Source organism: Nocardioides sp. GCM10030259 (genome assembly GCF_042666375.1).
In the GTDB taxonomy this organism is placed as follows: Bacteria; Actinomycetota; Actinomycetes; order Propionibacteriales; family Nocardioidaceae; genus Nocardioides.
The window spans coordinates 447,998-467,572 of sequence record NZ_JBHTDF010000005.1; the positions used below are offsets into that span (position 1 = coordinate 447,998).

General features: G+C 72.2%; 14 protein-coding genes and 1 riboswitch. Of the genes, 2 read left to right on the forward strand and 12 right to left on the reverse strand.

The genetic code is table 11. The features are described 5' to 3' along the window. Positions 1–42 precede the first annotated feature (42 nt). The 4 genes from ssb to ACFQQI_RS06710 all read right to left on the reverse strand — a co-directional run bounded on the left by ssb (position 43) and on the right by ACFQQI_RS06710 (position 5,334). A complete protein-coding gene (gene ssb / locus ACFQQI_RS06695; protein WP_378559777.1) occupies positions 43–474 on the reverse strand; it encodes a single-stranded DNA-binding protein in 432 nt (143 codons plus the stop codon). 257 nt (positions 475–731) lie between these two features. Next, entirely contained in the window at positions 732–2,387 is a 1,656-nt protein-coding gene (locus ACFQQI_RS06700) for a GTPase (RefSeq protein ID WP_378559780.1), read from the reverse strand. 98 nt (positions 2,388–2,485) lie between these two features. Beyond that, complete coding sequence (locus tag ACFQQI_RS06705; protein ID WP_378559783.1) at positions 2,486–4,177, reverse strand: dynamin family protein; 1,692 nt, start codon at positions 4,175–4,177, stop codon at positions 2,486–2,488. Positions 4,178–4,203: 26 nt separating this feature from the next. Then, on the reverse strand, positions 4,204–5,334 hold the full coding sequence (locus tag ACFQQI_RS06710; RefSeq protein ID WP_378559786.1) for a PrsW family intramembrane metalloprotease: 1,131 nt from the start codon (positions 5,332–5,334) through the stop codon (positions 4,204–4,206). An 81-nt stretch (positions 5,335–5,415) separates the two neighbouring features. On the opposite strand from ACFQQI_RS06710, the gene ACFQQI_RS06715 reads away from it, so the two are divergent. Next, positions 5,416–6,825: an aminopeptidase P family protein gene (locus ACFQQI_RS06715; protein WP_378559789.1), complete on the forward strand. Its 1,410-nt coding sequence runs from the start codon at positions 5,416–5,418 to the stop codon at positions 6,823–6,825. A 115-nt stretch (positions 6,826–6,940) separates the two neighbouring features. Here ACFQQI_RS06715 and ACFQQI_RS06720 read toward each other — a convergent pair whose 3' ends face one another. Beyond that, positions 6,941–7,279 carry a transglycosylase family protein gene (locus ACFQQI_RS06720; protein WP_378559792.1) on the reverse strand — a complete coding sequence of 113 codons (339 nt, stop codon included), beginning with the start codon at positions 7,277–7,279 and terminating at the stop codon, positions 6,941–6,943. Then, positions 7,279–7,425: riboswitch (cyclic di-AMP (ydaO/yuaA leader) on the reverse strand. (Overlaps the previous gene by 1 nt.) A gap of 135 nt (positions 7,426–7,560) precedes the next feature. Here ACFQQI_RS06720 and ACFQQI_RS06725 point away from each other — a divergent pair. Further along, positions 7,561–7,959 (forward strand): PGPGW domain-containing protein, encoded by a 399-nt coding sequence (locus ACFQQI_RS06725; RefSeq protein WP_378559794.1) that lies wholly within the window; start codon positions 7,561–7,563, stop codon positions 7,957–7,959. Positions 7,960–7,965: 6 nt separating this feature from the next. Here ACFQQI_RS06725 and ACFQQI_RS06730 read toward each other — a convergent pair whose 3' ends face one another. From ACFQQI_RS06730 to ACFQQI_RS06760, 7 genes are all read right to left on the reverse strand, one after another. Then, positions 7,966–9,417: a lytic transglycosylase domain-containing protein gene (locus tag ACFQQI_RS06730; RefSeq protein ID WP_378559797.1), complete on the reverse strand. Its 1,452-nt coding sequence runs from the start codon at positions 9,415–9,417 to the stop codon at positions 7,966–7,968. Between the two features lie 199 nt (positions 9,418–9,616). Further along, on the reverse strand, positions 9,617–10,837 hold the full coding sequence (locus ACFQQI_RS06735) for a cation:proton antiporter (RefSeq protein ID WP_378559800.1): 1,221 nt from the start codon (positions 10,835–10,837) through the stop codon (positions 9,617–9,619). A gap of 33 nt (positions 10,838–10,870) precedes the next feature. Then, on the reverse strand, positions 10,871–11,794 hold the full coding sequence (locus ACFQQI_RS06740) for an HAD family hydrolase (RefSeq protein WP_378559803.1): 924 nt from the start codon (positions 11,792–11,794) through the stop codon (positions 10,871–10,873). Then, positions 11,791–12,768, reverse strand: a complete 978-nt coding sequence (locus ACFQQI_RS06745) for a formylglycine-generating enzyme family protein (RefSeq protein ID WP_378559806.1) — start codon at positions 12,766–12,768, stop codon at positions 11,791–11,793. The genes ACFQQI_RS06740 and ACFQQI_RS06745 overlap by 4 nt, the downstream gene beginning before the upstream one ends. Before the next feature lie 13 nt (positions 12,769–12,781). Next, complete coding sequence (locus ACFQQI_RS06750; protein ID WP_378559809.1) at positions 12,782–14,281, reverse strand: arylsulfatase; 1,500 nt, start codon at positions 14,279–14,281, stop codon at positions 12,782–12,784. Positions 14,282–14,438: 157 nt separating this feature from the next. After that, complete coding sequence (locus ACFQQI_RS06755; protein ID WP_378559812.1) at positions 14,439–16,655, reverse strand: hypothetical protein; 2,217 nt, start codon at positions 16,653–16,655, stop codon at positions 14,439–14,441. Further along, positions 16,655–19,555 carry a glycosyl hydrolase gene (locus tag ACFQQI_RS06760; protein ID WP_378559815.1) on the reverse strand — a complete coding sequence of 967 codons (2,901 nt, stop codon included), beginning with the start codon at positions 19,553–19,555 and terminating at the stop codon, positions 16,655–16,657. Before ACFQQI_RS06760 ends, ACFQQI_RS06755 begins: the two co-directional genes overlap by 1 nt. Positions 19,556–19,575 lie beyond the last annotated feature (20 nt).

Sequence of the window (19,575 nt, forward strand, 5' to 3'; positions counted from 1 at the left end):
CTGATCGGGGGTCGCGCCCGGACGCGCTGCGCCGGGTCGGGGTCAGGCGGCCTGCTCCGGCGTCACCTCCTCGGAGGTCGGGGCCGAGCTCGAGGCCGCGGCTGCGGGGTCGCTGCGCTGCGCGCGCGTGAACTGGCTGGTGCCCCGGCTGAGGTCGTGGCCGACGTGGACGGCGTCGATCTCGAACGCGAGCACCTCGACGCGGTCGCTGTTGACGTAGGTGCGGGTCTCGAGGCGGCCGTGCACGATGACCGGGTCGCCGCGACGCAGGGACGAGGCGCAGTTCTCGGCGAGGCCGCGCCAGACGTTCACGGTGTACCACTGCGTCTGGCCGTCGGACCACGTCTCGGTGCGTCGGTTGAACTTCCGCGGCGTGCACGCCAGCCGGAAGCTCGCGACGGGTACGCCGGCGGCCTCGCGCGTCGTGACGTCGCCGCCGAGCCAGCCGCGGATGGTGATGGTGCTGTCGGACATGTGGGTCTCCTTGTCTCGATCCGGGTGGACGGTTCGAGACAACGGGCCGGCGCCGACATCGGCGGCACCAGCCGGACGAGCCTGGGGACAACGACGTCGGGAGGCGTCCTGTGGACGGAGAGCGGGCCCTCCTGCGGGCGGACTGCCGGAGCTCGAGCCGGCTGTAACGGGGTGTCAGGGCGTCTACCGCCCCGGTATGACGGGTGAGGAGATGCCACAACACCCCGTTACAGGTGCGGGCGGCGGATCAGCCTCGGTCAGGCGAGCGCGCGGTCGACGCCGCCCCGCACGGCGGCGTACGCCGCGAGCTCCGCCTCGACCGGCTCGACGACCAGCTCGTGGGTGACCCCGTTGACGGCGTCGCGCATTCGCTCGTCGGCCAGGCGCGCCCGGTTGCCGGCGGCCCGGGCGACCGAGATCCGCGCGAAGATGCCCAGCAGGATGCCGAGGACGATGCCGCCGCCCAGCAGCAGGAGCGCGACGGGCACCCCGGCCACCTGAGGGGTGTCGGCGTCGTCGAGCTGGCCCATGCCGGCCAGCGCGCCGGTCCAGCCGAGGCCGGCCAGCGCGGCGAGGAGCAGCAGCCACTGCAGGACGCGCACCAGGTGCATCCAGCCGGGCAGCCTGGCGACCCCGAGGTCGGTGCCGGCCAGGGCCTGGTCGAGCCGGTCGCCGAGGTCGCCGAGGCGCGAGCCGGCGGCCCGGCGTACGGCATCGACCCACGGCCGGGTCATCCCGGAGGTCAGGTCGTCCGCGAACGTGCGGACCTCGTCGTCGACGCGCGCCCGCTGGACCTGGGTCGCCTCGGGCAGCGCGGTGCGGGAGCGGCCGCTGAGCTGGCTCCCCTCCGCGCCGAGGTCGAGGTCGAGGCGCTTGAGAGGGTCGGCCTTCATGCCGGAGATCCAGCCGAGGATCGGCCATCCGGTGGCGCGGTTGCCGCGCTGGCGCATCGAGCGGTCGACGGCGTCGACCACGACGGGCACGCCGGCCGCCTCCGCGAAGGCATCGTCGAGCGCCGCCACGCGCGCGGGCTCGACGACCCGGGTCGGGGCGTCGCCGTTGGCCTCGGCGAGCCGGCCGGCGACCGAGCGGAGGTCGGCGTCGAGGCGGCCGCGGGTCGCCTTCTTCTCCGCGGACCGGCGGGCGATCTCCGCACGCAGCTCGGGGATGCCGGTGCCGAGCCGGGCGCTGACCGGCAGCACCGGCACCCGCTCCAGCCCGTCGTCGTCGAGCAGCCGTCGGATGTCGTCGAGCATCGACTGCCGGCGCTCCTGGGGCACCGTGTCGATGTGGTTGAGGACCACGAGCATGATGTCCTGCTGCTCGACCGCCGGCTTGAGGTAGCGGTCGTGGAGCGCGGCGTCGGCGTACTTCTGCGGGTCGACGACCCACACGAGCAGGTCGGCGAGGGAGATCAGCCGGTCGACCTCGAGGTGGTGGGAGACCTCGGTGGAGTCGTGGTCGGGCAGGTCGAGCAGCACGACGCCGTCGAGCTCGGCCTGCTGGTCGCGCCGTCCGTTGTCGAGCATGGAGTCGCGGGTGGTCTGGTGGCGCGGCGGGATGCCGAGCCAGTCGAGCAGCTCGTCGGCGCCCTCACGCCCCCAGACGCAGGCGCTGGCCCACGACGTCGTCGGGCGGCGTACGCCGACCGCGGACAGCTCGAGGCCGGTCAGCGCGTTGAACGTCGAGGACTTGCCCGACCCCGTCGCGCCGGCGATGCCGACGACCGTGTGTGCCGCCGACAGCCGGAGCCGGCCGGCGGCACGCTCGACCACGTCGACGCAGTCGTCGACGATCGCGTCGTCGATGCGGCCCCGGGCGGCACGCGCCGCGTCGTCGAGGCCGTCGATGCGGGAACCGATGTCGGTACCGCGGGTGACCAGTCGGCCGGTCCCCTCGAGCAAGGACGTCATCTTCTCCCTCGACCTGCCCGCAGCAGGGCGTCGCCGGTGTTGTCGTGCAGGCCCAAGCCTAGGGCCTGGGGGGCTCTGTACCCGGAATCGGGCCTTTCCTACTTCTCCTGGGTGAGCGGCGCCTCGTCGCGGCGGCTCTGCTCGAACCGGCGGTCGTCGACGCGTCGGGCCGCGTCCCGCACCTGCCGGGCGGCGTCGCCGTCGATGCCGAGGCCGTCGAGCAGGCCCAGGTGACGGCGGCGCTCGGAGTCGAAGAGCGACGTGACGCGACGCTCCAGGTCGGCGCGTCCGCGTTGCACCAGCTGGGCCGACGCCTCGGCGCCGAAGACGGCGTCCAGCAGGGTGCGGCCGAGCTCGGCGTCGCCGCGGGAACCCTCGGGCGCGCTGTCGGCGAGCACGGTGACCGCGAGTGTGACGGCCAGCCCGCGGGCGCCGTACGCCAGGTAGCGAGCGGTACGCCGGTCGGCGTCGTCGGCCTTCACCAGGTCGGTCAGGTGCTGCTGCCAGTCCCGGACCTCGCCCTCGACGTTGCGGCGCAGGCCGCGCGAGGCCCGCCCGAGGTCGTCGGTGGCGAGCAGCGAGCCGGCGGTGCCCTGCTCCTCCCACGCGGCCGTGGCGGCCGCGGCTGCCTGCTCGGCGTGGTCGAGCGCCATCAGCTCCACGGCCGACTCCATCGCCACCGCGACCCGGTCGGCCTGCTGGCCCGTGCCCCTGACCGCGCTGACGAGCCGGTCGCGGATCAGGCCGACGCGGCCCTCGAGCGACCGCAGCAGCTCACCGGTGCCGGCGAACTCGCGCCACCGAGCGGCCGCCTCGCCGCGCAGCAGCGAGCCGTCGGTCGCGGCGGCGACGGCGCGCTTCGTGGCCTCGTCGTACGCCGCGGTCGCGGCCTCGCGCAACGCGGCCTCGGCGGCGACCTGCTGGGTGACCGCGTCGGCGATCACGTGGGCCTGCCGGGCGTGGGAGCGGACGGTGCCGTCGAGGGTCTGCCGGACGACCGCGGACCGGGCGTCGGTGTTCTCGGCGAGCGAGTCCAGCCAGGCCCGCACGTCGGCGACGGCCGACGCGTCGAGGAGCCCCTCGGGCGAGACCGTCGACTCCGGGACGGTGAAGAGCGGGGAGTCCTTGAGCCCGCGGCTGGCGAGCATCCGGGCCAGGTGGGCGGCGACGGTGCGTACGGCGTCGGCCGGCGTCCGGTCGAGGACGATCGCCACGGCGGTCGACCGCTCGGCGGCCTGCTTGAGGTGCTCCCACGGGACCTGGTCGGAGTAGCGCGCCGCGGACGTGACGAACAGCCACAGGTCGGCCGCGGCGAGCAGCTGTCGCGCGAGGACGCGGTTGGCCTCCTCGACCGAGTCGACGTCGGGCGCGTCCAGGATCGCGAGACCCGGAGGCATGGTGTCGGCGGGGACCAGCTGCAGGGCGTGCCGGTCGTCGGAGTGCTCGTGGACGCGGACCAGGTCGGGCAGCAGCCGGTCCTGGCCGAACCACTGCGCGTCGTCGGGGTGGTGCACCAGCACCGCGGACCGCGTCGTCGGGCGCAGCAGGCCCGGGTTGGTGACGCGCCGACCGACGAGCGAGTTGACGAGCGTCGACTTGCCGGCGCCGGTGGAGCCGCCGACCACCGCCAGCAGCGGCGCCTCGACGGTCATCTGCCGGGGCAGCACGTAGTCCTCGAGCTGGTCGATCAGCTGCTGGCGGGTGTCCCTGAGCTGCGCCACGCCGGGTACGTCGAGAGGCAGCGGCGCAGCCTGGAGCGCGTCGTGCAGACGCACGAGCGCGGTGAGCATGCGGGAGTCACCATCGGCGGACGCCTTCATTTCGTGGGTACCACCTGTCCGGGGAAGGCGATCGACGGCCGGAGCGCGTCGATCCTCTCGAGGAACTGCTGACCGCGCGCCGCATAGTCGGGCGGCGGAGTGCCTCGCAGGTAACGGTAGTGGAGGAACCCGAGCTCGATGGCTGCTTGCTGGTAGTCGCGCATCGCACGCTCGCCCGCGCGACCGCCCCGCTCACGGGCGAAGGCCCGGCTGCGACGGCGCGCCTCGAGGTTCACGACCCAGCCGATGTCCGTCGCGGGCACCAGCCCGCGGGCGGCTGCGTCGGAGAGCGCCGACGCGAGCATCCGCTGCTCCGAGCGCCGCGACCACACCGCCAGGCAGATCACGGAGATCAGGGCCGGGGCCATCAGCACGACGTACGCGAGCGCGAAGTTCCCGAGGCCGTAGGCGGTCGAGGTGTTCCAGACTGCATGGGCGACCACGGCGCAGGCGTACCCGGCGAGCGGCCATGCCACGCGCCCGGCGCCGCGAGAGCTGACCGCGAGCCCGACGCCGATGCCGATGAACGTCGTGAAGAGCGGGTGCGCGAAAGGGCTGATCACGCAGCGCAGCACGAACGTCGTCGTGACCGCCTCGATGCCGCCGGGGCCCAGTCCGTCGGTGCCGTTGTACGCCGCGGCCAGGTAGAGGATGTTCTCGGTGAACGCGAAGCCGACGCCGACCATGCCGGCGTAGACGATGCCGTCGAGGACGCCGTCGAGCTCGGCCCGGCGCCACCACAGCAGGAGGATGAGGAAGAGACCCTTCGACGCCTCCTCGGTCACCGGCGCGACGACCTCCAGGGTCTGCCCCTCGGTGAAGCCGGCCATCACGCCACCGATGCCCTGCAACACGATCGCGGCGGCCGTGGCGACGAACCCGCCCCACAGCAGGCCCGCCGCGAGCAGTGAGCGCGGCTCGGGCTCGTAGCGGTCGAGCCACAGGTAGCAGGCGACGATCGGGCCGACCGGCACGGCCGCGAGCAGGGTGGCCAGGACGACGCTCCGCGGCGCCCCCGACAGCGCCAGGATCGCCAGGATCACCAGCGCGCCGACGACCACCAGCAGCGTGACGACCACCGTGAACGCGACCGACGAGGCGGCGTTGGCACGGCGGGGTCCGGACATGGCGGCAGCCTATCGGTGGCGCTCCCTCGGAGCCGATCGCGCGGACGTGGAGCGACGGTCCCCTCGGCGTACAGTGGCGGCGTGAGCGACCACACCACCGAGCCCAGCACGGAGTCCCACGACCCGTCCGTCCCGGCGGCGTACGCCGCATTCATGCGCGAGGGCTGGGGCGACCGCGAGCTCGACCTCCCCCGCGCGGACGTCGCCGGCCCCGCGGCCCAGCGCCGGCAGCGGCTGGCCGAGGCGTTCCCGGGCGAGCGGCTTGTCCTGCCGGCCGGCACGTTCAAGGTGCGCGCCAACGACACCGACTACCGGTTCCGGCCCGACACCGCCCACACCTACTTCTCCGGCAACCAGACCAGCGACGCCGTGCTGGTCATCGCCGACGCCGAGGCCGTCCTCTACGCGCGGCCGCGCTCCTCACGCGAGACCGACGAGTTCTTCCGCGACCGGCAGTACGGCGAGCTGTGGGTCGGCCGCCGGCCGTCGCTGAAGGAGATGTCCGACTCGCTCGGCGTCGAGGTCCGGCACATCGACGAGCTCGACCATGCGCTGCAGGGCACCGGCAAGACCCGGGTGCTGCGGGGGATCTCCCACCACGTCGACCGGATGGTCGCGGCCGACGAGACCCGCGACGCCGACTTCGCGCGCGTCGCCTCCGAGCTGCGCCTGGTCAAGGACGACTGGGAGGTCGCGCAGCTCCAGGAGGCCTGCGACGTCACCACGCTCGGCTTCGAGGACTCCGTCCGCGAGTGGGACCGGGTCCTCGAGTTCGGGGAGCGCTGGATCGAGGGCACGTTCTTCCGTCGCGCCCGGGCGATGGGCAACGACATCGGCTACGACTCGATCGTCGGCGGCGGCAAGCACGCGACCACGCTGCACTGGATCGACAACACCGGCCCGATCACGCCCGGTGAGCTCGTCCTCCTCGACATGGGTGTCGAGAACCGCTCGCTCTACACCGCCGACGTCACCCGCACGCTGCCGGTCGACGGCCGCTTCACCGACCTGCAGCGCGACCTCTACGACCTCGTGTACGCCGCGCAGCAGGCCGGCATCGAAGCGGTGCGGCCGGACGTTCCCTTCCGGGCCGCCCACAACGCCGCGATGGAGGTGCTCGCGCACGGCCTGGCCGACCTGAAGCTGCTGCCGGTCTCCGTCGAGGAGGCGCTCGACCCGGAGAGCCGCGTCTACGCCCGCTGGACCCTCCACGGCACCAGCCACATGCTCGGCATGGACGTGCACGACTGCGGTCAGGCGGCGCCGGAGGCGTACGCCGAGGGCACGCTCGCCGAGGGCATGGTGCTCACCGTCGAGCCGGGCCTGTACTTCCAGGAGGACGACCTGCTCGTCCCCGAGGAGCTGCGCGGCATCGGCATCCGCATCGAGGACGACATCCTCGTCACGGCCGACGGCTCGACGAACCTGTCGGCCGCACTCCCCCGCACGTCGGCCGACGTCGAGGAGTGGATGGGCCGCCTGCGCGGCTGACCCGTCCACGCCTGTCCGGGGTCGCCCACCAGCTGTAACGGGGTGTTGTGGCAGCTGCGGACCCGTCATACCGGGTCGGCAGTCGCCCTAACACCCCGTTACAGCTACGACGGGCTCAGCGAAGGCCGATCCGCGAGGAGCAGGCCGGCCAGGCACCCCAGCCCTGGCCGCGCTTGATCCGCTCGGCGATCGCGATCTGCTCGCCCTTGGTGGCGCCGTGCGGCAGTCGGGCGAAGTGGCGTCCGCCGTACCCCCGCCAGGTGCTCGGGCTGATCTGCAGGCCACCGAAGTAGCCGTTGCCGGTGGCGATGTGCCAACGGCCACCGGACTCGCACTGGGCCAACCGCTCCCAGGTGCGCTTCGTGGCGGCCTCGCCCGGCGCCTGGACGGCGACGACCGGAGCCAGCGTGGCCGCCGTGAGGGCAGCCGCGGACGCAAGAGTGCGCATGCGCATGGTGATCTCCTCGACGCCTGCGGAGTTAGCTGTCGGGTTCGGGCGGAGTCGTGCCCGGCCGCCGTGGCGGCTGCACCCCAAGGGTCGTCGGACGACCCGGAGACGTGGGTCCCCCGTCCCTGTCCTGGTGCTGTCGGTTCAGACCGCCGCCGGACAGGGCTCGGCGTGACGACGGACGGTCCCGGAGTGCCGGGACCCCCACGACGGTAGGTCGGGGCGAGCAGGGATCCAAACCGGCGGCGACTCAGGTCGCTCTCAGGCCGGGCTGGGACCCTCGGATCATGGCGCACTCACTCTCACCGCGAGCCCACGCCCTGTTGACCCGCGTTGAGCAGTGGTCCGAGGCCGGTCCGGTGCGCGCCGTGGCCGTCAAGGTGCTGGTCACCGTCGGCGGTCCGCTCATCGTCCTCGCGGGCACCACGATGCTGGTGCTCCCCGGCCCCGGGCTCGTGGTGATCGCACTCGGCTTCGCGCTGCTGGCACTCGAGTACGCGTGGGCACGACGGGTCCTCCACGCTCTCGGCAGCGGCCTGGCCCGCCTGCGCACGGCGGTGTTCCCTCCCGGGGCCACGCGCACGCGTCGTGCGGTCGGCGTCCTGGGGACGGGCGCGTTCATCGCCGGCAGCACAGCGCTGACCTCGGCGATCACCGCCCTGGTCGGAACGCAGACGGTGCTCTGAGCGCCGTCACTCGCTCCGGTAGGCGAGCTCCCCGATCCGGAGCACCACCGGCAGCTGACCCTCGGGGGGCACCGACGCGGTGAACGTCACCGCGGTGTCCACGAGCCCGGCGAGCTCGATCGCGTTGGTCTCGGTCGTCCCGTCGCCGTCGAAGTCCGCGAGCGCCTGGGTCGCCAGCATCTCGGCATCGCCGACATCCACCCGGACCTCACCGACGTACCAGGACGGCTCTGTCTCCGTGCCGCGGTTGGTGAGCGCCCCGGTGAGCACCTGGGTCGTCGGCTCCGGCTCGGGCTCCGGCTCCGGCTCGGGCTCCGGCTCGGGCTCGGGGGTGGGCGTCGGAGTCGGGGACGGCGTCGGGGCGGGAGCCGGGTCCGGTGCGGGCTGCGGCGCCGGGGCCGGCGACTTCGCCGGCGACTTCGCCGGCGTCGACGGCGGACGCGGATCGTCCTTGCCGCCGTCGTTCCCGCCCTTGCTGTCCATGTCGGGCTTGGCCGGCCTGTCCGCCTCGTCGGGCTCGTCGGCCTGGTCGCCCCGGCCTCCCGTGCCCTTCGGGCCGTCCTTCGTGCCGTCCGTCTGGCCCTCGGTCGGGTCGTCGGCCTCGTGCTGGGTCTTCGGTCCGTCGCGGCCCTCGTGCTCGGGACCGGTGGGGAGGAGGTCGGCCACCGGGAGCACCGGCGACGCGAGCGCCACGGTGTCGAGGCCCGGCAGCAGGCCGGACCCGTTCTCGAGCTCGCGCGCGAGATCGACCACCGCGTTGGCGTACGACGTCGACGGGTTGTAGCGCAGCAGCGCCACGCGCATCCCTCGCGGTGAGGTGAGGTCGCCGGGGGCGCCGCAGAGGTAGACCGCCGCGCCCAGGGCCGCGTCGTCGATGTCGTCGGCGGAGCGAAGGCCGTCGCCGTCGGCGTCCACGCCGATGGTCGCCCACGTCGACGGCAGGATCTGCATGGGTCCGACCGCGCGGTCCCAGCGCTGGTTGCCGTCGACCAGCCCCCCGTCGGTGTCGGCGACGGCGGCGACCGCCCCCTCGCCGTTCAGCAGGGGTCCGAGGATGAGCGGGTCGGAGACGCCGTCGTCACCCATCACGGAGCCGCCGTGGCGTCCGTGGTCGGACTCGATGGACCCGATCGCGGCGAGCAGCGTCCAGGTGAGCCCGCAGTCGGGGTCGACCTCGGCGATCACGGCCGCGGCACGCTGGTACGCCGAGAGCGCGAGGCTCGGCACGACTCCCGGGTCGGTCGCCGCGGAGCGAGCGAGCACCGGCCGCCGGACCATCCGGCCCGCGGCCACCGGCCCGTCGAGCGACGGCACGATGGGCATCGGAGAGACGATCGGATCCGGCAGCGCGTCGACGGTGGTGTCGTCCTCGGCCGGAGCGGCAACGAGCGTGCCCGCAGTGTGCGCCGGGACGGAGAGGCACACGGCGACCAGCGTCCCTGTCGCCAGGAGCCTCAAGGTTCGGATCGTTCGCATGCTCTCGTCTGTCCAGTGTTGTCGGGACCTCGTCCCCGAGAAGGGGGTACCCATGTTGCCTCCTCCGGTCGCCCGGGAGAGGCCACAACGTGAAGTATCCACCTGCCGTTCAGCATCCCGAAAGACCGGGACGGTCCCGGCTCGCCCGCGGACGTCGTACCGCAAATGGATGACGCGCCGATCAGGCCGGTCCAGACGGGGTCGTCTCGCCGTCGTCGCGGCGCGGGAACGGGACCCGCGTGTCGTGCTCAGATCGAGGACGGTCGAGGGCGACCGCGAGGCCGGGGAAGACCATCACGGAGAGGACGCCCGCGCCGACCAGGGCGGCGGCGTTCTCGGGCAGCATCTCGCCGCTCGCCAGCCCCACCTCCGAGAGCGCCACCAGCAGCGGCAGCGACGTGGCGGTCAGCAGTGTCATCTGCACCCGCTCGCGCGCGGCGAGGTCGCGGCGGTAGAGGACGAGCGACGGGAGCCCACGCACCGCCAGCAGCAGGAGGAAGAACACCACCAGCCGAGCCGGCGCCTCCGCGATCGAGTCGAGGTCCAGGCCCATCCCGGAGGAGACGAAGAACACCGGGATGAAGAACCCGTAGCCGACTGCGTCGAGCTTGCCCTCCAGCGCCTCCACGTCACCCGGGGCCCAGCGGCGCAGGACCACCCCGGCGAGGAAGGCGCCGAGCACCACGTCGAGCCCGAAGTCGCTGGCGAACACCAGAAGTCCGAACAGCAGCATCACGGTCAGCCGTAGCGTGGTCTGCGACGTCGTGTTCTCGCGCTGCCGGGAGATCGCTCCGATCCGGTCGAGCCGGGCGAGCCGCGGCAGCCACGCGAGGCCGAGCGCCACTGCACACATCACGACGAGCGACAGCAGGCCGTACAGGCGACCCTTGGAACCCAGGAAGACGGCGATGCCGACGATCGGGAAGAACTCGCCGACGGCGCCGGCGGGCATGATGAAGCGTCCGAGCGACCCCTCCAGCATGTGGTTGTCGCGCAGGATCGGGAGCAACGTCCCCAGCGCCGTGGTGGTGAGGGCCAATGCGACCGGGACGAAGGCGTGCACGAAGCCGCTGGCTGCCAGCACCCCGGTGACCGCGACCGACACGGCGGCGCTGGTCAGCCACCCGGCGGTCGCGAGTCGGCCGCTCCGCTCCCGGAAGTGTCCGAGCTCGAGCTCGTACCCGGCCAGCAGGAACAGGAATCCCAGCCCGACGTTGGCGACCAGCGTGATCGAGTCCTGCTCCGCCAACCCCAGGACCTCGGGGCCGATCAGCACCCCTCCGACGATGAGGACGACCACCTGGGGGATCCGCAGCCTGGCGAGCAGCGCACACACGAACGGCGCAGCCGCCGACACGACGGACACGACCAGGAGCGCCCGCAGTCCGGTCTCGAGGTCCACGCGACAGTCCCCCCAAGGTGATGGACGCCCCGACTACCCCTGGCTGGCAGGGAAGACGGCGTTCCAGTCGTTGGCCATGCTGACCACGGTCCAGCCCGACCGGCGACCGACATCGACGATCGACTCGGTCTCGGCGAACGACCCGGCCCGGCTCTCGTAGCGGAACTCACGCTCGTCGTCGTCGTGGTCGACGAGGAGGGCCAGCGACGGCTCGGCGCCGGCGCGGGCCCACTCGAGCATCTCCCGGTCCCCGCCGGAGTTGCCTGCCGCAACGATCGGCCGTCGGCCGAGCAAGGTCTGGATGTTCCTGACCTTGGCCGCTCCCTCGTTCGCGTCGCCGATCAGACGGGTGGACCGACGCAGGGCCGGGCCCTCCGCCCCTGATTCGTAGTCGTAGTCGATGAGGGTGCCGACCACGGCCTCCGGCGGGACTGCATAGAGGTCGTGGCTGAGAGCGCGGACGAACTCGGTTCCTCCGCCGGAGACGATCGTGACGGTGAAGCCGTGCCGCCTGAGCTCGGCCATGAGCTCGAGCATGGGTTGATACACGGTGGCCCGTAGCGGGCGGTTCAGCGTCGAGTGGGTGGCGGTGGCCATGAACGCGCGCACCCGGTCGCCGAACTCGTGGGGAGGCATGCCCGCGAACAGTCCGGTCAGGGCGAGCGCGATGCGCGGGAGCCCCAGCTCGCCGATGGCGGCCTCGTCGCCACCCAAGAGGGCGGCGAACTCGGGCTTCTCCCCGAGCGCGGGGTCCGCGTGGACCCGCGTGCCGAGGGCATCCAGGAAGAACTCCAGCTGGACGTAGTTCGGGCGCTCGCACCAGAGCGTGCCGTCGTTGTCGAAGCACGCCACCCGGTCGCGCTCCGGAACGGTCGACGCCTGCTCGAGGAACCCCAGGACGGCGTCGCGGGTCCCGCCCGGACGCCAGGAGGGCAGGACCAGGTCCGGCATGGTCATGGCTGATCACTCCCCGGTGCGGTTGCTCGGCGGACGCACCGGAACCCGACATGGCTCATCCCCGTGTCGATCATCTGGGGACGCCGCGCTGCGGGCCGGTAGCGCAGGCAGTAGGTGTCGGCACACAGGTGCGAGCCACCCTTGACGACCTTCCGTCCGATCCGGAACTGCGGCTGGGCCGGGTCGTAGCTGGCGTCGATGTCGCCGCCGCGGGGGTCGGTGGGGACGCAGCATGCCGACGCTGCGTCCTCGGGATGGCGGCTGCTCCACCAGTCGTCGGTCCACTCCCAGACGTTCCCGGCCATGTCGAAGAGCCCGAATCCGTTGGCCGGGAAGCTCCCGACCGGGGACGTTCGGACCCAACCGCTCTCGCGCGTGCTGCGCCAGGGGAAGTCCGGGCCGTCCCAGGTGTTCGCCATGATCCGGCCGCCGGGTCGCGGCTCGTCTCCCCACGTGTACGTCGCGCCCTCCCGGCCGCCCCGGGCGGCGTACTCCCACTCCGCCTCGGTGGGCAGGTCGGCGCCGACCCAGGTGGCGTACGCGCGGGCGTCCTCGTAGGCGACGTGGACGACCGGGTGGTCACCACGTCGCTTCACCGAGCTACCGGGTCCTTCCGGCCGCAACCAACAGGCGCCCGGCGTCCAGGTCCACCACTGGCTGAGGTGCCGCAGGTCGACGGGCCCCTCGGTCGGGGTGAACACCATCGATCCCGGCTCGAGGTTCTCCGGCGGCGCGCCCGGAAAGTCGGCGGGATCCAGCTCCCGCTCGGCCACCGTCACATGACCGGTCGCGTCGACGAACTCGGTGAACCGGTCGTTCGTCACCGGGACCGGATCGATCGAGAAGGCGCCCACATGCACGCGATGGCATGGCCGCTCCTCGGGATAGTGCCTGTCGGAGCCCATCGTGAACACGCCTCCCGGCAGCGCGACCGACGTACTCGGCCTGCGGCGCGTCCGTGCCGGCCTGGTCATCTCACACCCGTGGTCACGAGCTCGGGACGCCGGCCCGGAGCTTCTCCAGCGCTCGGTCGATGCTGAAGCTCGCGGGCTCCTGGCGCGCCGGGAACCCGGCGAGGGTCTCGAGCATCTTCGCGACGTACGCCTGGGCCGGAATCACCAGGTACGCATGGTCCAGCACCCAGTCGTAGTAGGTGTTGGACGTGATGTCAGCCCGCTCGTAGGGATCGGTGCGCAGATTGAAGATCTTCGGCACCCGCAGCTCGGTGTAGGGCTCGGCCCACACCCGCAGCGTGCCCGGCGCACGCTGCTCCAGGAACACGAACTTCCAGTTGTCGAAGCGCATTGCGGTGAGGTCCCCGTCGTCGGAGACGTAGAAGAAGTGCTGGCGCGGACTGGTGTCCGACGCCCCGGTCACGTAGTCGAGCTGGTTGTGACCGTCCAGGTGCACCTGGAACGTCCGGCCGTTCAGGTCCGTGCCTGCCCGGAGCCGCTCGGCGACGTCGGTGTCGCCGGCCGCGGCCACCAGGGTGACGAACCAGTCGTTGTGGCTGACGATCCCGTTCAGGACCGTGCCGGCGGGGATCCGGCCCGGCCAGCGGATCACCGCCGGGACCCGATAGGCGCCCTCCCAGTTCGAGTTCTTCTCGTTCCGGAACGGCGTCATGCCGGCGTCCGGCCAGGAGTTCATGTGCGGCCCGTTGTCGGTGGAGTACATGACGATCGTGTCGTCGGCGAGCCCCTGGTCGTCGAGGAAGCCCAGCACCTCGCCGACCAGCTCGTCGTGGTCGCACATCGTGTCGTGGTACGCCGACTGCCATCGACCGGCCTTGCCGCGGCTGCCGTCCTTGGTGTGCGTTCGGAAGTGCATGTGGGTGGTGTTGAGCCAGACGAAGAACGGGGTGCCCGACGCCTTCGCCTCCGACATGAAGCGCAGCGCCTCGGGGACCACCTCGTCGTCGATGGTCTTCATTCTCTCCTTGGTCAACGGCCCGGTGTCCTCGATGCGCTGCGTGCCATCCCCGTTCGCCCAGGAGTGGATGACCCCGCGCGGGCCGAAGCGCCGGCGGAAGTCCGGGAACTCGTCCGCGTCCGGATAGTCGACGTGCTCCGGCTCCTCCTCCGCGTTGAGGTGGTAGAGGTTGCCGAAGAACTCGTCGAAGCCATGCACCGTGGGAAGGAACTCATCGCGATCACCGAAGTGGTTCTTGCCGAACTGGCCGGTGGCGTACCCGAGCGCCTTCAGCGCCGTCGCGATGGTGGGATCCTCGGCCTGCAACCCGATGTCGGCACCGGGCATGCCCACCTTCGTCAGCCCGGTCCGGTACGGGTTCTGGCCGGTGATGAACGCCGCCCGGCCCGCCGTGCAGCTCTGCTCGCCGTAGTAGTCGGTGAACCGGGCCCCTTCCTGGGCGATCCGGTCGATGTTCGGGGTGCGATACCCCATCAGACCATCGGTGTAGCAGCTCAGGTTGCTGATCCCGATGTCGTCACCCCAGATGATCAGGATGTTCGGCTGGTCGGGCATGGCCACCTCCGCGGTAGTGCCCGGCATCGCCAGGCGACCTTCAGCTCGGAGACTACGAACGCCTCCGCGACCGCGCGTCACCCCGTTCGGGTGAGGTCGTTCGCCTCCGGATCTCGCGCCCGATGGCGCCCCCTGCGTGCGGCTGCCGACGGGTCGCTCAGAGGGCGGGCGTGAGGCCCTCCCAGACGACCGTCCAGCCGTCGGTCGGGAATCCCGGGGCGGAGCCGCCGGGCCCCGGCGTACCGGTGGCGCCCGGGACGCCTTCGGGCGAGTCCGCCCAGCCGGCGCACATCATCGCGACGGCGTAGAGCAGCCCACCGGCCGAGGGGAAGTACGGCGACGGCACGCCGCTCTTGCCGCTCGCCGGGAGCCCGGTGTCGGTGAAGCCGAGCCGCTCGTGGAGCAGGTTGTCGACCGCGCTCCCCGGGTCGCCGAGGCGGGCGGCGTTCATGGAGAGCAGTGGGAAGTCCCAGCTGTAGAGGTCCGTGACCGGCCAGGTCTCGTTGACTCTTTGGCTGGTCGCCCGCATCGTCTCGAGATCGACGCCGTCGCCGGGCAGCATGCCGAACGGCGCGATCGGGTCGGGGTGGTTGGTGTTGCGCTCGGTCCACATGTTCGGAACGTCCTCGTAGAGCACGTAGACACCATCCTCGACCGGCAGCGGTGCCAGGTGGTCGAGGATCTCGTCCCAGGTGGCATCCCGCGCCCGGCCGAGGCGCTCGCGCCACTGCTGGGCGACGCGAAGCCCGAACTTCCAGTAGGACAGCTCGAAGGTCGGGTTCATGGTCGACTCGGACGGGTTGCGCTCGTTGCAGCACATGATCGGCGGCCCGATCACGAATCGGCCGGTCCCCTCCTCGCGGTTGGCGAAGGAGGCCATGAACTCCGCGGTCTCGTGGACCACCGTCTCCCACTTGCGCAGCGTGGCGCGGCTCGGGTGGGCCTGGTAGTCCATCTCGGCGAGGAACAACGGGTGCGGCTGCTGCCAGATCAACAGGCAGGTCGGGGTGCCCGGCGACTCACGGCCGATCGCGTCGCCGTACGTCGTCGTCATCTTCGGCCACCGCGCGCCACGGAAGCCCTGCGACGCGGCGAGGTCTCGGGCGTGCGGGAGGAACCGCTCGTAGACGTCGGTGCTCCGGTCGAGCAGCGGCCAGCGGTTCCACAGGCCGTAGTGGAAGGAGTGCCACCAGTACATCTCCATGTGGAACTTGCCGTACCAGCCGTTGTTGACCAGCCCGGACTCCTGCGCCGGGTCGTTGCCGGCGTCGTTGACCGCGAGGTGGTACTGGCTGAGGACGATGCGCCGCTCGAGCTCGTGCCAGCGAGGATCTGCGCTCTGCGACAGGTCGACGGCTCCGCCGGTCCGCCAGAACCGGGGCCACCACTCCTCACTGGCGGCGACGACGTCCTCGGCCGACGGAGCCGCGCTCGTCACCTCGGGGGCGAAGAGCGCCGTCAGGTCGAGGCGGTTGCCGCGGCCGACGATCTGGTAGCGGTGCCGGTCCGGGTCCAGGCGGGTGATCTCAGCCCCGCCGGGCAGGTCGAGGCCGACCTGGTACTCCGTGTCGTCCATGGTGTGCGTGATCCGGGCCGACCGGCCGCGCCGCGTCATGGCGGTCGTGTGCCGCTCGGGTCGGTCCCAGAAGCCGACGAACGGCGCCGAGAACTTCTGGCTCCCCGTGGTCATGGCGTACGGGAAGTCGATGAACGCCGAGAGCCGGCCGGTCCTGACCAGGTCCGAGTCGATGCGTACGCCGACCGCGTCCTCGCCGGGATGGCAGGCGGTCTCGACGGTGACCTGGTGGCCCTCGAGCCGGAACCTGCTGCGCAGCACCCCGGTCCACGGGTCCAGCACCTGCTCGACGTCGGTGAGGTCCGACTCGACCGCCTCCGTGCCGTCAGCCTTGACCAGCCGCAGGCCGAGTCGCCCGAGGTTGGCCCGCTGCGGGTTCTCCCGCAGCCAGTTGTAGAGCTCGGGCTCCCCGTCGGCGTGGGTCCAGTACCAGACGTCGCGACCGTAGGTCTCCCAGATCCGACCCTTGAAGTCGGAGACCTGCTTGCCGGGAGGCAGCGCGTCCTCGTGCCAGCCCCAGTCGGACAGGGTGTTGAAGGCGAGGAAGGTCTGCAGACCCGTGACATCGGCGCCGAAGGCGAACCGGCCGTTGCCGACCTGGATCGGCAGCTGGAGGTCGCTCTCGTGGCGGACCACACGGTGCCGGGACACGAGCGCCTTGCGGTCGATCCCTCGGGCGCGGGACGGCGCCGCCGCCGCAGCGGACTCGGCGGCAAGCACCCTGGTCATGAGGGTCGCCGACCCGGCAACGGCCAGGCCCTTGAGGACACCGCGGCGGGCGAGCTGGTGCTGATGCATCACTGTTCTGCTCCTCCTTGGTTGATGTACGGCTGCAGTCGGACCGGGCCGCGCAGGCCGTACGGATCCGAGCCCCTCCCGGCGATCGCGTTGCCGAGCATGGTCGCGACGGTCACGGTCAGCTCGTTGCTCCCCGGGCGGAGCCACGGGCCGAGGTCGATGCGACTCGTGTCGATCTGGTCGAGCGGCGGCAGCGCGTGGCCGTTGACCTCGACTCGGTAGGTCGTCGTGACGGTCCCGAGGTCGAGGTAGGCACCGGTACCGGGAGCTCCGGAGACCTCGAACGTCGTCTGGTACCGCCCGACCCCGGAGACCGGCTCCAGGCCGGAGATCTGGTTCCAGGCCGGCAGGGTCCCGTTCGCGCCGGCGGTCACCGACCGGGTCGGCAGCTCGGTGACAGCGGTGTCCTGCGGGCCGGAGCCCTGGTGCCACGACTCGACGTCGAGGGTCCAGCTGTCCAGGCTCTGCGCCGGCGGCGCGTCGGCGGTGCTGGTCACCGCAACGGGCTGTTGTGCCCCCGCGACCGGCCGAGGACTGGTCAGCAGGATGACCGCGTCACCGGAGGCCACGTCGAGGGTGACCTCGGTGCCGCCGCCGCTGCTGCGGTAGTCCGTCGCGGGAGTCACGGTCCCCGTCCACGCATCGAGCACGTAGGGGATCTGGTTGCCGGGGATCGTCACGGTCGGCTGCGCCCGCTGGGCGGACTGGTTGTACCAGTAGTAGGCGCTGGCCGTGCCGAGGTCGCGCTGCACGCCGACCAGGCCGGCGGCGTCCGTGAACGACGCGCGCGGGCTCACGCCGAGGTCGCTCAGAGCACCGACCACCGCGTCCTCGTCGTCGACGAACCGCACGCCGGGACGGCCCCGCAGGGCCGCGAACGACGCAGCGACGGCGGAGTCGGCGGCCGTCGGGGCGTTGCCGATCGCACGCGTCGGCGGCGTACCCACCACCACGACCGGTACGCCGGCGCGGGCGATGCGCAGCACGCGGTCGGCGGATTGCGGCGACATGGTCGTCTCCTGGTCGACGACCAGGGCACGGAACCGGTCAGCGTCGGGCGCGAGCACGCCGTGGTCGGCCTCGAGGTCCGAGAGCAGGGTGCCGTTGACGAAGCCGTAGGTGTAGCCGCGCCGTTCGAGCGCGGTGCTGGCGACGTAGCGCTCCCCGGTGACGCCTCCGGAGCTGTGGCCGGGCTGCTGGTGGTAGAAGGCGACGTCCGTGCGCGGCTGGCCGGCGCGGAGCACGACCTGGTTGCGGGCGACGTAGTCGTTGATGCGGATGTCGTCCGGCCAGGTGGGGTTGCGCGGGCCGTAGGAGTCGTCGACTCCGTTGTTGCCGAAGCCGGCCCATCCCGGCCAGCCGGCCGCGGTGCCGGGAGCGTTGTGCGACCAGCCGTGCCAGACGACGTGGTTGACGCCGACGGAGAAGTTCTGGTTGACGTGCGAGACCAGGAACTGCCGGGTGATCCGGTGTGCTCGCCCGAAGGACGCACAGCACTCGGTCGACACCTCGTCGGCCCCGCTGAGGTGGGCGGCGGTGGCCAGGCTGCGCCAGGCGTCGGCGCCGCGGGTGTCGATGAACGCCTGCCGCGCTCCGCCGCCGAAGGAGCGGTCCTCGCCCTCGGGTACGTCGAGCAGCGACCAGATCTCGATCGGGTCGACGAACGCCGGACCCCATGAGCTGTAGGGCTGGCCGCGCAGCGTGAGGCCGAGGCTGTGGGCGAACCGCTTGAGCGGCAGGACGTGCTCGTCGCGGAACAGGTCGTTGAGCGTCCGCCGGTAGTCCTCGCGCACGCGCGCGCCGAGCGACCCGGGCAGGTCGTACTGCGGCTTCGCGAGCGCGAGCACCGGGAGGTAGGGCTCGACGTCGTACCCCCGGCGCGCGCGGAACTCGCGCATGAAGTCGGGCGTCCAGTGCCGCAGCTGCTCCCCGTTGCGGTTGAGCTCGAGGGAGTCGAAGAAGAGGGACCCGCCGTCCGCCCTGAGCTCACGACGGAGCTCCGCGTCGAGGACGCGGTCGTTCCAGAAGTCCTCGACTGCCTTGATGCCCGCGCGACCGAAGTGGTCGACCAGGTACGAGCTCCCCGGCGTCTCCTCCCCCTCGACCTGCTGTCCGGTGCCGTGCATCCAGGAGGCGACGACGACCCACGGGGACTCGCCCGCGGGTGCCTGCCAGGCGAGCCGGTCGTCGTGGACCGCCCCGGTGAGGGCGACGGAGCGGGTCGGATCGATCACCGGGGTGGTCGCGTCGCACCCGGACGGACACGGGTAGGCGCGGACGGCGACCAGGTCGGCTCGGGTGACGTCGGGTGCCGGCAGGGTCGGCCGAGGGAGCGCGTCGGCGTACGCCTCGCCCGGCGCCAGCCGCACGCTCGTCAGCGACAGCTCCTTCTCGGACCCGGCACCATCCGGGGTGACGGTGGAGAGATTGGCGGAGTACTTGGAGGTGTACGTCGAGTCGACCTGCAGCCCCTCCTCGCGTCCGATCCGGACCGCGTCGGTGAACCGGTCCCGCCACGCCGGCGTGCCGAAGCCCTGGGTGTCGGCGTCGTAGTCGGCGATCGGCGCGACCGAGTTGTTGCGCACGAAGTTCGCGAGCTCGACGCCGCCGCCACCTCCCTCGCGGATGGTGCGGAACTCGGTGCGCAGGGTGGCGGGGTCCATGCGGCCACCGGGATGCCAGTAGCGGTAGACCGGCCGGAACGCCGCGGGCGGATCCTGGAAGTCGGCGAGCAGCCGCGCGACCGGGCCGGCCGTGACCGCCGGGGCGGACGCGGCCGGCGCCGCGGACGGCGTGACGGCGAGGGTGCTGAGCGCAACCGCGGAGCTTGCGATCAGCGCGGACAGGGCAGTTGTGCCCGCACGGCGCCGGCGGCGCCGCCCGAGATGGCGGTCGGACATGGAGCTCCTCGAGTCGCTCG